This window comes from Phenylobacterium composti DSM 19425 (genome assembly GCF_059568645.1).
This window is the reverse complement of the sequence record NZ_JCANTT010000018.1, coordinates 54,604-68,030: the sequence shown is the minus strand read 5'-3', so window position 1 is coordinate 68,030 and position 13,427 is coordinate 54,604. Positions and strand designations below refer to the sequence as shown.

At 67.6% G+C, this 13,427-nt stretch carries 9 protein-coding genes; 6 read left to right on the top strand and 3 right to left on the bottom strand.

All coding sequences use genetic code 11. From position 1 onward, the window contains the following. Positions 1-8: 8 nt before the first annotated feature. The gene (gene gcvA / locus BO64_RS14055) at positions 9-902 is read right to left on the bottom strand and encodes a transcriptional regulator GcvA (RefSeq protein ID WP_496403935.1); all 894 of its coding nucleotides are present in this window, start codon (positions 900-902) and stop codon (positions 9-11) included. A gap of 258 nt (positions 903-1,160) precedes the next feature. Between gcvA and BO64_RS14050 the strand changes: the two genes are divergently transcribed. Further along, positions 1,161-2,621, top strand: a complete 1,461-nt coding sequence (locus BO64_RS14050; RefSeq protein WP_496403934.1) for an amidohydrolase — start codon at positions 1,161-1,163, stop codon at positions 2,619-2,621. 174 nt (positions 2,622-2,795) lie between these two features. Here BO64_RS14050 and BO64_RS14045 read toward each other — a convergent pair whose 3' ends face one another. Beyond that, on the bottom strand, positions 2,796-5,063 hold the full coding sequence (locus tag BO64_RS14045) for a TonB-dependent receptor (RefSeq protein ID WP_496403933.1): 2,268 nt from the start codon (positions 5,061-5,063) through the stop codon (positions 2,796-2,798). Positions 5,064-5,500: 437 nt separating this feature from the next. Between BO64_RS14045 and BO64_RS14040 the strand changes: the two genes are divergently transcribed. The 5 genes from BO64_RS14040 (at position 5,501) to BO64_RS14020 (ending at position 12,134) form a co-directional block, all read left to right on the top strand. Then, positions 5,501-6,817 (top strand): dicarboxylate/amino acid:cation symporter, encoded by a 1,317-nt coding sequence (locus BO64_RS14040; RefSeq protein WP_496403932.1) that lies wholly within the window; start codon positions 5,501-5,503, stop codon positions 6,815-6,817. A gap of 217 nt (positions 6,818-7,034) precedes the next feature. Beyond that, positions 7,035-7,628 (top strand): RNA polymerase sigma factor, encoded by a 594-nt coding sequence (locus tag BO64_RS14035; protein ID WP_496403931.1) that lies wholly within the window; start codon positions 7,035-7,037, stop codon positions 7,626-7,628. Next, positions 7,552-7,782: a FecR/PupR family sigma factor regulator gene (locus BO64_RS14030; RefSeq protein ID WP_496403930.1), complete on the top strand. Its 231-nt coding sequence runs from the start codon at positions 7,552-7,554 to the stop codon at positions 7,780-7,782. The genes BO64_RS14035 and BO64_RS14030 overlap by 77 nt, the downstream gene beginning before the upstream one ends. Before the next feature lie 106 nt (positions 7,783-7,888). Further along, positions 7,889-10,648, top strand: coding sequence for a M14 family metallopeptidase (locus tag BO64_RS14025; protein ID WP_496403929.1), 2,760 nt, complete (start codon positions 7,889-7,891; stop codon positions 10,646-10,648). Between the two features lie 196 nt (positions 10,649-10,844). Continuing rightward, entirely contained in the window at positions 10,845-12,134 is a 1,290-nt protein-coding gene (locus BO64_RS14020) for an OprO/OprP family phosphate-selective porin (protein WP_496403928.1), read from the top strand. Between the two features lies 1 nt (position 12,135). On the opposite strand, the gene BO64_RS14015 is transcribed toward BO64_RS14020, so the two are convergent. After that, a complete protein-coding gene (locus tag BO64_RS14015) occupies positions 12,136-13,368 on the bottom strand; it encodes a pyridoxal phosphate-dependent aminotransferase (protein WP_496403927.1) in 1,233 nt (410 codons plus the stop codon). Positions 13,369-13,427 lie beyond the last annotated feature (59 nt).

The window sequence follows — 13,427 nt, the reverse complement described above, 5'->3', positions numbered from 1 at the left end:
CGCAGCGCTCAGGCCCGCGCTTCGGCCGTGATCCAGTCCGTGAAAGCGCGGAGCGCAGGCGAGGCCGACTTGTCCTCGGGAACCACCCAGTAGTAGGCGCGAGGGCCGGTGAGTTCCGGCTCGAACAGCACCTCCAGCCGGTGGGCCGAAAGCTCGTCCTGGATCAGCACCCGCGGCAGGATCGCGGCGCCCAGGCCGGCGGCGGCGGCCTGGGCGATCATGGCGAACTGCTCGTATCGCGGCCCGCGATTGACCCCGTCGAGCTCGATGCCCGCCAGGGCGCACCAGTCGGCCCAGGCCCGCGGCCGGGTGGTCTGGTGCAGCAGGGTGGCCCGCTGCAGGTCGTCGGGCGTCTTCAGCCGGCGGGCGGCGCGGTACTCAGGGCTGGCGACCACCACCGCCACCTCGTCCATCAGGTGGTGGCAGCGGGCCGCGGGCCAGGTGGGGGCGCCGTAGTGGATGGCCGCGTCGAACGGCTCTTCCGAGAAGTCGAAGGGCTCCAGACGCGCGGAGAAGTTCACCGTCACGTCCGGATGGCTCTCCATGAAGGCCGGGAGCCGGGGCACCAGCCAGCGCGTGGCGAAGGTGGGCAGCACGGCCACGTTCAACGTCGAGGTGCTCTCGGTATGAGCCATGACCGCATGCGTGGCCTCACGCAGCTCGGCGAGGATGCGGCGGACCTCTTTCAGATAGAGCGTGCCCGCCGCGGTCAGGACCACGCGCTGGCGCACCCGCTCGAACAGGGTGACCCCGATGCGGTCTTCCAGCATCCGCACGGCCCGGCTGATGGCGCTCTGGGTCAGATTGAGCTCCGCGGCGGCCCGCGTGAAGCTGGCGTGCCGAGCGGCGGCCTCGAAGGCCGTGAGGTCACCGATCGACGGGAGAAGGATCTGACGGGTCATGCGCAGGGCTCATGAAAGACCGGTGTGATGGGGCGGCCAAGCGTTAGGGTTCATGGAATGAGAGGTATGCTCGCCGCAGTTCAGAAGCTGAACTCATCTGCCTTCCCTTAGGGCAGTCCATGCGCGGAACGGGTCAGTGCCGGGCGCGGCGCTCGGCACGTCTACTCCAGTGTCGCCACTGATGTGGCGGTGTGCGCGGCGCTGCGGGCCCGCGCGCTGGGGTGGGGCGGCTTTCGCCCTCGTTTTGAGGACTGACGTATGCGGAGACTGATGATGGCCGCGGCGCTCGCGCCGCTCGTGCTGGCGACGGGGGGGCAGGCGGCGCCTGCGCCGGAGACGCAGAAGGCGGAGATTGTGGCCAGCGTGGACCGGCTGGCGCCGCAGATTTCGGACACGGCCCTGAAGATCTGGGGCCATGCCGAGATGGGCTATCTCGAGACCGAGAGCAGCAAGCTGCTGCAGGAGCGGCTCCGCAAGGCCGGCTTCACCGTGAAGGCGGGCGTCGCCGAGATCCCGACGGCCTTCGTGGCCAGCTTCAAGAACGGCGAAGGGCCGGTGCTGGCCATCCTCGGCGAGTTCGACGCCCTGCCGGGCATGGCCCAGGCGGCGACGCCGGAGCGCAAGCCGCTGAATGCGGCGGCCGGCCATGCCTGCGGCCACAACCTGTTCGGCGCCGGCTCCATGGGCGCGGCCATCGCCATCAAGGAGTGGATGCAAAAGAACAATGTGAAGGGCGAAATCCGCTTCTACGGCACGCCGGCCGAGGAGAGCGGCGGCGGCAAGGTGTACATGGTCCGGGCCGGCCTGTTCGACGACGTGGACGTGACGCTGCACTGGCACGCCGGGGATTCCAACTCGGCCGGCCAGGGCGTCACCTCGGCCAACCAGAGCGGCAAGTTCCGCTGGCGGGGCCGGGCCGCGCACGCGGCCGGCGCGCCCGACCGCGGCCGTTCGGCCCTGGACGCCGCCGAGATTCACGACGTGATCGTCAGCTTCATGCGCGAACACATCCCGGACCGCACCCGGATCCACAATGTGATCACCTCGGGCGGCGGCGCGCCGAACGTCGTGCCGGACTTCGCCGAGAGCTACTACTACGTGCGCCACATCGATCCGCAGGTCGTTCGCTCGGTGATGGAGCGGGTGAAGCGGGCGGCTGACGGCGCGGCCCACGCCACCGAGACCGAGGTGGAGTTCGAACTGATCAACGGCGTCTACGGCCTGCTGCCCAACGATACCCTGGGCAAGGTGATGGACGCCAATCTGCGCCGCGTGGGCGGTCCGCAATGGACGGAGGAAGAGAAGGCCTTCGCCGAGAAGATCACCGCCACCCTGCCGCCCGGCGCCAAGCGCCCGCCGGCCAGTGAGGTCGTGCCGTACCAGGTCGGCTCGGAGGGCCTGGCCTCTACCGACGTTGGCGATGTGAGCTACGTGACCCCGACAGTCGGCCTCAGCGTCGCCACCTGGGCGCCCGGCACCCCGGGGCACAGCTGGCAGGCGGTGGCGGCCAGCGGCTCCAGCATCGGCGTGAAGGGGGCGGTGGTCGCAGCCAAGACCCTGGCGCTGACCGCGGCGGACCTGTTCCTCAGCCCCGAGACCTTGTCGGCGGCCAAGGCCGAGCTGAACGAGCGGCGCGGGGCCGACTTCAAGTACGATTCCATGGCGGGGGACCGGAAGCCGCCGCTGGACTACCGCAAGGCGCCGAGCCGCGGGGACTAAGCCGACGGGCGGGCCGGCCCTGGCCGGCCCGTTTCCGGACGCCAGGCAAGAAGAGAGGGAGCCTCCCGAAGCAGGCTCCCTCTTGAGCTGGACCCACGGGGATGGGGTCCGAGGGGTTAGCGGCCGCCTCCTAGGGGTCAGAGGCGGCCGCATTCCGCGTTCCGACGGGGATGGTCAGAACGATTTGCGGAGATTGACGCCGATGGTGCGCGGCAGGACCGAGTTGGTCAGCTGCTCGGAGCCGTTGCTCGACGTGACCGAGACCGGGGCGAAGACGTCGAAGACGTTGCGCACGAAGAGGTACGCGCCCCACTCCTCGCCTTCCAGGCCGGCGCGGATGTTCACCATGCCGTAGTCGCCCTGCTTCTCGTAGTAGGTGTTGGTCGGGCGGAAGTGTGAGTAGGACTTGCCGGTGTAGCCGTAGTCGGCCCGCACCATGCCGCCAAAGGCGTCGCTGATCGGCCAAGTGTATTCCACCGAGGTCGAGGCCATGAACCGCGACACGTTCGGGATCTGGTCGCCCTTGTCGCCGAGCGAGGTCGAGTCCCGGATGTTCGGGTTGATCTGGTCTTCCTTCAGCTCCGGATCCGAGACCGTCACGCCGCCCGAGATGGTGAGGCCGGGGATCGGACGGGCGGTGAACTCGAGTTCCACGCCGCGGATCTGGGCCTTGCCGGCGTTGACGATGAACGAGCAGCAGCCGGACAGCGTCTGGGCCGAGGTCTGGATGTCGTCCCAGTCGATCTGGAACAGGGCCGCGTTCAGGGTCAGGCGACGGTCGAACCAGGTGGTCTTCAGGCCCAGTTCGTAGTTCCACACCCGGTCAGGCCCGTACGGGACGAGTTCGGGCTCGAGGTTCGGCGTATTGTTCGCGCCGCCGGGACGGAAGCCCTGGGCCGCCGTGGCGTAGATCAGCACGTCGGAGTTCATCTGGTAGTTCAGGCTGAACTTGCGCAGCCAGCCCGAGGCGTCGGCGTTGTACTCGCGCCAGGGCTCGACCAGCGAACCGGACACCCAGTTGGGCATGTCGGTCTCGCCGTAGGTCTTCTTCTTGTAGTCGTAGCGACGCAGGCCGACGTTGGCGGTCAGGCCCTCGATGATCTTGTACGACACGTCGCCGAAGAACGCGGTCTGGTCGGTCTCGGTGGTGATGTCGCGGTGGAAGAAGATCGTCGGCGGGATGCCGATGATGCCGGTGGCGCCGTCCACGACCGCCAGGGTCGAGTCCACGTAGTCCTTACGCATCTCGACGAAGGCGCCGAAGGTCCAGTTCAGCCGGTTGTCGCCGTTCGAGCTGATGCGCAGCTCGCTGTTGGTCGTGTGCACCCACGCCGGCTTGTAGAGCGTGGTCGGCATCAGGCTGTCGGCGAAGGCCTTGAATTCGGCCAGCTGCGAGGCGTTGCAGGTCGTGGTCGGGATGCCCAGGGACATCGTGAACCAGTTCCGGCAGTTGGTGTTGCTCGTCGAGTTCGAGAGCATGGTGTTGGTGTAGTCGCTGGCGTTCAGCTGATCCCACTCGTAGTAGGCCGCCGCCCACGTGACCGTGGCGAAGCCGAGGTCCCAGTCCAGGTCGGACGAATAGAGGGTCAGCTCGTCGCGGTTGACCGGCACCACGTAGCGGTCGGTGGAATAGTCCTCGGCGCCGAGGAGCGGATACCAGCTGGAGCCGCCGCCGGGAGCGAGCGTCTTCTGGGCCATGAACATGCCGTGCCAGCTGATGTTGTCCGTCGGGAACGCGGTCAGCATCAGGCGGGCACCGCGAATCTTGCGCTCGTTGATGTTCTCGTGGCCGTAGCGGATGTTGTCGATGAAGCCGCCGCGGACTTCCTGATAGGCGACCACGCGGGCGCCCAGCTTGTCCTCGATCAGCGGCACGTTCACCACGCCCTTGGCGTAGTAGCTGGCGTCGCCTTCACGCATGGTGGAGGCCATGACGTCCACCGTGCCCTCGTACTCGCGCACGTCGGCCTTGTTGAAGATCACCCGGACGGTGCCGCCCATGGAGCCCGAGCCATACATGGTGCCTTGCGGGCCGCGCAGCACTTCGATCCGTTCGACGTCGAACAGGTTGCCGTCCTGCGAGGAGCCGCCCGAGTTCTGGGTGGTGTCTGAAGGACCGGTGAGCGGGGTTTCGTCGTAGTAGAGGCCGACGGTGGCTTCGCCCGAGGCCTGGATGCCGCGCAGGGTGATGCGGCCGCCGCCGTCGGAGCCGCCGCCGATCTTCAGGCTCGGCACCAGGGTGGTGACATCCTGCAGACCGGTGGCGCCCATGTTCTCGATGGTGTTCTCACCGAGAGCCGTGATGGCGATGGGCGTGGTCTGGACCGTCGTCTCACGCCGGGTGGCGGTGACGATCAGTTCTTCGACGTCGCTGGCCTGGCGGGCCTCGGCCGCGGTCGCCAGGGCGACGCTCGCCGTCCCTACGATCAGGCCGAACTTCAATCCACGATGTGCCGATGATGCGCGCATGTTGTTATCCCCTGAACCTACCGTCCGGTGACTTGCCGACGGCTTCGTCAGGGCAGACGCGGGCTGCGAAAAGTTCGCCACCTGTCGTCAGCTAGATCGCATCTGATGGATGGGGGCTGAGGCGGCTCTTCCCGAGAGAAAACGACCGCTCCGAGGGGCGGTTTATCCGGCCTCATGCGCAACAGTCATGAGTCGGTCGAAATAAATCGCTTTTCCGTGCCAACGGGCCGGGGAAAGCTCTCCATCCAGACGTTTAGGTCACAGAGTACTGCGGGGGTGGTGGTGGCTGCGTTACAGTTTTGGCAGGCATCCGTATGCATAGCGGGCGGCCGACGTCTTGACAGCCGGCGCGAGCGCCGTGGTGGTTCGCTCGATCTGGGCGGGCGTTACTTCCGGTCTCGCGTTTAGTCATGTCCGCTGACAACTCTCCCAATACTTCGGTCGCGCCGGAGACCCTGGCGCCGGCCCGTCGCGGGCTGCTCTCGCGCTGGTTCGGCATCGTCCTCTGGAAGCGCGTGATCCTGGGGATGGCCCTGGGCGCCGTCGCTGGCCTGCTGCTCGGCGAGCATGCCCAGCAGATCAAGTGGATCGGCGACATCTTCATTCGCCTGATCCGCATGCTGATCGTGCCGCTGGTGTTCGCCACCATCGTCGCCGGCGTGGTCTCCATCGGCGATGTGCGCCGGCTGGGCGGCATCGGCGCCAAGACCATCCTGCTCTATCTCGTGGTGACCCTGGTCGGCGCCTCCCTTGGCCTGGTGCTGGGGGCCGTGTTCAAGCCGGGGCTGGGTGTCGAGCTTGGCCAGGCGGCCGATCCCTCGATCGCCAGGCCGGCGGTGTCCCTGGGCGAACAGTTCCTTAGCATCATCCCGACCAATCCGGTGGCCGCCCTGGCCAACGGCGACATCCTGTCGATCATCTTCTTCTCGATCCTGTTCGGCATCTCGGTGCTGCTGGCTGGCGAGCGGGCCAAGCCGATCGCCAACGCCTTCGGCGCCGTGGCCGAGGTGATGCAGAAGCTGACCCGTGGGGTGATGGAGGTGGCGCCCTTCGGCGTCTTCGCCCTGATCGCCTGGGTGGTCGGCGTCACTGGCCCGGGCGCTTTCGTCCATATCTTCCTGCTGGCGGTCTGCGTGCTGCTCGGCTGCGCCCTGCAGGTGGTGTTCGTCCACGGCGGCCTGGTCGTGGGGCTGCTGGGCCGCATGCCGTCGATCCCGTTCCTGCGCGACATCGCCGATGCGATCGTGGTGGCTTTCTCCACCTCGTCCAGCGCCGCGAGCCTGCCGGTGGTGATGCGGGTGGCCGAGGAGAATCTCGGGGTGAGCCGCGTGGTGTCCTCCACCAGCCTGCCCCTCGGGACCTCCATGTGCCTGGACGGCACGGCCATGTACGTGGGCCTGCTCAGCATGTTCGCCGCCCAGGCGTTCGGGATCCATGTGACCCCGCTGCAGTATGGCCTGATCGTCATCACCACGGTGATCATCGCCATGGGCTCGGGCCCGGTGCCGTCGGCCTCGCTGTTCCTGCTGGCCGGCGTGCTGCAGGTTCTGGGCCTGTCCGCCGAACAGACCGCCCTGGTCGTGGGCTTCATCCTGCCCTTCGACCGGGTCCTCGACATGATGCGCACGGTGCCGAACTGCACGTCCGACCTGGCCGTGGCGGTCACCGTGGCGCGCTGGGAGAACGAACTGGACGAGGAGATCTACCGCGCAAAGCCGACCAGCTGAGCAGCGTGGCGGTGCGACTTCCGTCGCAGCCCTCCCTGGGCCTGCGGCGCGAAGTTATGCATAAGTATAACCTTAGATGTAGCTGTGCTAAGATTTGGTCACAACTTGACTTGATTGGGGCGCATCAACAAAAATCCGATCGGCCGCTAAAAATAAAAAGACACAAAGAGATTTTTTGCGAAGTTTGGGTGGCCGATTTAGTTCGATCGGGGGAAACATGGCCATTGCGAGTTCAGACTTCCTGACGCCGCCACCGGAGCCGCGCGACGCCCTCGCGTTCATGCCGGCCCTGAAGGCGTTCTTCCGGCACAAGGCCCATGGGGATGATGTCGAGGACCTCATCCAGGAGGTCCTGATCCGGATGCATGGGCGCCAGACCTCGGAGATCGACAACTACGAGTGCTACCTGTTCCGGGTGGCCCGCAATGTGCTCCGCGACCGCTATCGGCGCGACCACGTGCGGCGTCGCGCCGATCACGTCGAGCTCCTGGAGCAGGATCATCCGCCGGACGAGATTTCGCCTGAACGCATCCTCTTTGGGCGCGAGCAGCTGGAGACGGCCCTGGCGGCGATGAACGAGCTGCCCGAGCGCAGTCGCCGCATCCTGGTGCTTCTGCGCTGGGAGGGAATGTCTTATAGCGAGGTCGCAGAGCTTCTCGACATCTCCGTGAGCGCTGTCCAGAAGCATGTCACGCGTTCAATGCGGCATATGATGACCCGCCTTCTGGAGACCCATGACACGCAGGCCGCCACTGAAGGACATCGACGCGGCGGCCGTCGCGGCGGCGTCCGAGTGGTTCGCGCGGCTTAGGTCTCCCGAGGCGACGGAAGCGGATCGGCGGGCGGCCGAACTCTGGGCCGCCGAGCGGCCCGAAAACGCCCGCGCCCTGGCCATGATAGAAGCCCTCTGGGCCGGCCTCGGCGCGACCGAGGCCCCGTCCTCGCGCTCCAAGTCTGGCCGCTAAGCTCCCCTGAGAATCCCCTTCGCGGCGTGTGGCGGAACTCCCGCGCTCTGCGTCTACCCGAATGAGTCTCGTGCGCCATGTGGGCGCCGCTTCTCGGGGGATGCAAATGCGCAACGTACTGATGGCTGCCGCCTGCGGCCTGGCCTTGGCGTTCGCCGCGCCACAGATCGCGACGACCGCCGAAGTTCCGAGCCCGCGGTCCGTGTTCGGCTTCGACATTGGCGACGATTACCAACTCGCCAACTACACCCAGATCCAGGCCTACTGGAAACAGCTCGCCGCCAGCTCCGACCGGATGAAGCTGACCACCATCGGCAAGACGGCCGAAGGCCGCGACCAGATGATGGCCATCGTCTCCAGCCCGGAGAACCTGAAGAACCTGGCGCGCTACCAGGAGATCTCGCGCAGGCTGGCGAAGGCCGAGGGCCTGACTGACGAGCAGGCCAAGGCCCTGGCGGCCGAGGGCAAGGCGGTGGTCTGGATCGACGGCGGCCTGCATTCCACCGAGACGGTGGGCGCCCAGCAACTGACCCAGACGCTCTATGAGATGGTGAGCCGGGACGATCCCGAGACGATGCGGTTCCTGAAGGACGCCATCATCCTGTTCACGCCGGCGAACCCGGACGGCATGGAGCTCGTGTCCAACTGGTACATGCGCCATGCGGACCCGACCAAGCGGGAATACAACCACATCCCGCGGCTCTATCAGAAGTACGTCGGCCACGATAACAACCGCGACTTCCTGATCTCGAACCAGCCGGAAAACACCAATATCAACAAGGTGTTGTACCGCGAGTGGTTCCCGCAGATCGTCTATAACCACCACCAGGCCGGCCCGGAGGGGATGATCGTCTTCATCCCGCCCTTCCGCGACCCCTACAACTACAACCTCGATCCGCTGGTGATCACCGGCCTCGACGGCGTCGGCGCCTTCATGCACGAGCGGCTGATCCGCGAGGGCAAGCCCGGCTCGGGCCGCCGCAGCGTCGCCACCTATTCCAACTGGACGAACGCCACCCTGCGGTCGACGGCGCTGTTCCACAACTCCATCGGCATCCTCACCGAGATCAGCGGCCACCCGACGCCCATGTCGATTCCGCTGGTGCCGAAGAACCAGATCGCCCGCAACGATCTGCCGTTGCCGCTGACGCCGCAGAAGACGTGGAAGTTCAAGCAGTCGATCGACTACTCGGTTAGCATGAACCGCGCGGTGCTCGACTACGCCGTGCGCAACAAGGAGAATCTGCTCTACGCCTTCTACCGGATGGGCAAGAACGGCGTTGAGAAGGGCAACCAGGACAGCTGGACGATCACGCCGAGCAAGATCGCGGCCCTGGAGGCGGCGGCCAAGGCCGGTCCGGCCTATGAGGGCGAGCCCCAGTACGGCCGCCGGTCCGAGGCGGTGGACCCGTCGCTGTTCGAGAAGTTCCTCCGTGATCCCGCCCAGCGCGATCCCCGCGGCTATGTGATCCCCGCCGATCAGACCGACCTGCCCACCGCGGTGGCGTTCGTGAACATGCTGATCAAGAACGGCGTGGACGTCGGCCGGGCGACCCAGCCGTTCACTGTCGGCGGCAAGACCTATGCCGCCGGCTCGTTTGTGGTGAAGACCGGCCAGGCCTACCGCGCCACCGTGCTCGACATGTTCGAGCCCCAGGACCACCCGAACGACTTCGCCTATCCGGGCGGCCCTCCGATCCCGCCGTATGACGTGGCGGGCTATACGCCGGCCTATCAGATGGGCATCGACTTCGACCGGATCCTGGACGGCTTCGACGCGCCGGTTCAGCCCCTGGGCGACGTGATCGCCCCGCCGCCGGGCAAGATCCTTGGCTCTGGCTCGGCCGGCTTTGTCATCAGCCACGAGATCAATAACGCCTTCATCATCCAGAACCGCCTGCTCAAGGCCGGCAAGCCGGTCTACTGGCTGACCCAGGCCACGACGGTGGACGGCAAGAGCTTTTCGCCGGGGGCCCTGTGGGTTCCGGCGGGCGCGGGCGTTCGCCAGATTCTGGAAGCCGCTGCCAAGGATGCGGGTGTCGACGTCTATGCCACGGGCGCCCAGCCCGCCGCGCCGGCGATGAAGATCAAGCCGGTGAAGATCGGCTTGGTGGACACCTACGGCGGGGTCATGCCCTCCGGCTGGATCCGCTGGATCTTCGAGCAGTTCGAGTTCCCGTACACGGTCGTCTATCCGAAGACGCTCGACGCCGGCGGCCTGAACAGCAAGTTCGACGTGCTGCTGTTCGCCAACGACGTGGTGCCGGAACCGGGCGGCCGCATTCGTCCGCAGCCGAAGCCGGAAGACATCCCCGCCGAGTTCCGTCCGTGGCTGGGCTACATCACCGCCGAGAAGACCACGCCGCAGCTCGACCGCTTCGTGAAGAACGGCGGCACCCTGATCGCCATCGGCAGCTCGACCACCCTGGCCGAGCAGCTGAAACTTCCGGTGTTCAACGCCCTGCAGGAGCCGGGTCCGGACGGCAAGCTGGTCCGCGTGCCGCGCACCCAGTTCTTCGTCCCCGGCGCGATCATGGCCAACAAGGTCGATGTGAACGACCCGCTGGCCTACGGCCTGAAGGAGGACGTGAAGGTCTACTACTACAACAGCCCGTCCTTCCGGGTGCAGCCGGGCGCCACGGGCGTGCGGTCTGTGGCCACCTTCCCGGGGCCGAAGACCCTGCTCAGTGGCTGGGCCTGGGGCCAGGAGCGCCTCGCGGGCACCAGCTCGATCGTCGAGGCTGACCTCGGCAAGGGCAAGGTGTTCCTGATGGGGCCTGAGGTGACCCAGCGCGGGCAATCTCACGGCACCTACAAGTTCCTGTTCAACGGGCTGTTCTACGGGCCCGCAACCGCCGGCAAATAGGCGGAAAGAAACAGGAGCCATACAGGGGCGGACCGGACGGAGGCTGGTCCGCCCTTTCACTATCAGTCATCGAGTATTCGCCATTTCTGCTTCCAGCATCCGCTCCCGCCGCCGGCTGGCCCTGGCCACCTCCGCGCTTGTCGCCCTGGCCGCTGTTCCCGCTCACGCTGACGAGGCGTCGGACCTGCGGGCGCTGGTGGAGGCGCAGGCAGCCGAGATCCGCCTCCTGAAGGCGCGCCTGGAGGCCCTGGAGGCCAAGGCCGCCGGCGCCGCGTCGCCCGCCGCCCCCCCGGTCGTCCAGTTGCCTGTGGAGACCGCGCAGACGGCCAAGCCCACGTCTCCGAACGTCACGGTGAACTGGGAGCCGACGCCGGAGTTTGTCAGCGCCGACGGCCGCTTCCGCTTCAAGCCCCGTGGCCGCGCCTATTTCGACGGCTCATGGACGGGCGGCTCGGAACACGCCGACCGCAACATCTCGGGCACTGAGGCCCGCGCCCTCTGGATGGGTTTCGAGGGCGAGATCGACCGGTTCAACTACATCCTCAGCGTCGACGTGGCGAACGGCGAGGCGGCGATCCGCAGTGCCTATATCGCCTGGCGCAGCCGCACGCCTGTGGGCGAGGTGGAGATCACGCTGGGCAACCGGCTCAACGAGAAGGGCCTGGAAGGATCCAGCTCGTCCGAGGGCACGCCGTTCATGGAGCGCAACGCCGTGGCGCTCGCCGTCTCGCCGCAGAAGGGCCTCTACAGCCTCGGCGTGGGCGCCAAGCTGTTCGGCGACGGCTGGCATCTGGCGGCGCAGGTGGCCGGGGACGACATCAACAACAATCCCGGCACGAGCCGGGACACCGTGACGACCATGGTGCGCGGCCACTGGAATCCGGTGCGCACAGAGACGGGCGCCGTGCACTTGGCCGCCTGGAGCTTTCACGAGGCCTTCTCCGGCGGCGTCGCCCGGGCCAACCGCAACAGCTACTGGGGCGGCGGCCACTTCAACGACAATCTGATGACGCCCATGGGCGGTCTGGACGATCCGTCCGAGTCCATCGCGTGGGGGCTGGAGCTGGGCGCGACGAGCGGCCCGGGCTGGGCCTTTGCGGAATATGGCCGCCGGCGGATCGAAGCCCGCCCGATCTCGGGAGCCGTGGAGGCGTGGACGCTTTCGGCGGGCTGGAGCCTGACCGGAGACCGCCCCGGCTACAGCCGTCGCGCCGGCACCTGGGTGCGCACCGCGCCCGACCGGCCGCTGTCGGAGGGCGGCATCGGCGCCGTGGAGCTCGTGGGCCGTCTCCAGCGTCTGGACAACACGGACATTCCGCTCGGCGGCCGGGGCGAAGAGGTCACCCTGGGCGTCAACTGGAAGCTCGAGGAATGGCTGCGCCTGATGCTGGACGCGACCCTGTGGCGTACAGAAACGCCCGCCGGCGCCTATGCCGGCAAGGATGCCGGCCAGGCGCTCAACGGGCGACTGCAGGTCAGCTTCTGATCTAGGCGGGGCTGGGCGCCTCGACAACGGCCGCGCAGGCGGCGGCGATGCGGGCGCAGGACTCAGTGAGCAGCTCGGTCTTGGTCGCGAACGACAGGCGAAGGTGCCCTGGCCCGCCGAAGACCGAGCCGGGGACGGTGGCGACGCCGGCGCTGTCCAGCAGGTAGGTCGAGACGTCCACGTCGGTGGCCAGGACCTGGCCCTTCATGGTGCGTGCGCCCAGGAGGCCCGTGATCCGCGGGAAGGCGTAGAACGCGCCATCGGGCAGCGGGCAGCTCATGCCGGGGATCTTGTCCAGCAGGGCCACCAGCAGGTCGCGGCGGGCCTGGAAGGTCTCGCGCATCCGCTCCACCGCGGCCTGTGGGCCGGTGAGAGCGGCGAGGGCGGCGGCCTGGCTGACGGAGCAGGGGGCCGAGGTGGTCTGGCTCTGGATCGAGCTCATGGCGGCGATCAGGGCCTTGGGGCCGACGCCCCAGCCGATGCGCCATCCGGTCATGGCGTAGGCCTTGGAGGCGCCGCTCACGATCAGGGTGCGGTCCGCCAGGTCCGGGTGAAGGCGCAGGAACGGCCGGGGAGGCGCCTCGTAGACGAGGTCCTCATAGATGTCGTCGCACAGCAGCCAGACGTGCGGGTTGCGCCGCAGGACGTCGGCCACGGCGGCCAGCTCGGCCTCGGTGGCGCCGGCCCCGGTGGGGTTGTTGGGCGTGTTAAGGATCAGCCATCGGGTGTGCGGGGTGATCGCCGCCTCGATGGAGGCGGCGTCGAGCCGCCAGCCGAAGGCAGGATCGTAGCGGCCGGCCGCGGTGACGGGCACGCCGCCCTTGAGCCGCACCATGTCGGCGTAGGACGTCCAGTAGGGCGCCGGCAGCAGCACTTCCTCGTCGGGCTCCAGCAGGGCCTCAAGGGCGTGGCTGATCACCTGCTTGGCGCCAGCGCAGGCGATCACCGCGCTGTCGTCGGCCAGGACGCCGCGCTCGGCCATCCGCTGGGCGATGGCGCTCAGCAGGCGCGCGTCGCCGTTCAGGGCCGTGTACTTGGTCTCGCCCCGGTCGATGGCGGCCTTGGCGGCGGCCTTAATCTCGTCGGGGGTGTCGAAGTCCGGCTCGCCGACGGTGAGGTCGATGATGTCGCGGCCCTCGGCCACGAGGTCCCGGGCGCGCTGCGAGAGGGCCAGGATCGGGGAGACCTTCACGCGCGACAGGCGGGCGGCGGTTCTCAGGCTGGAGGGACTCACGCGGAACTCCACTTTTGAGCTGGATCTGTGTCGGCCGGGTTGGTCGCGGCCGAGACGCG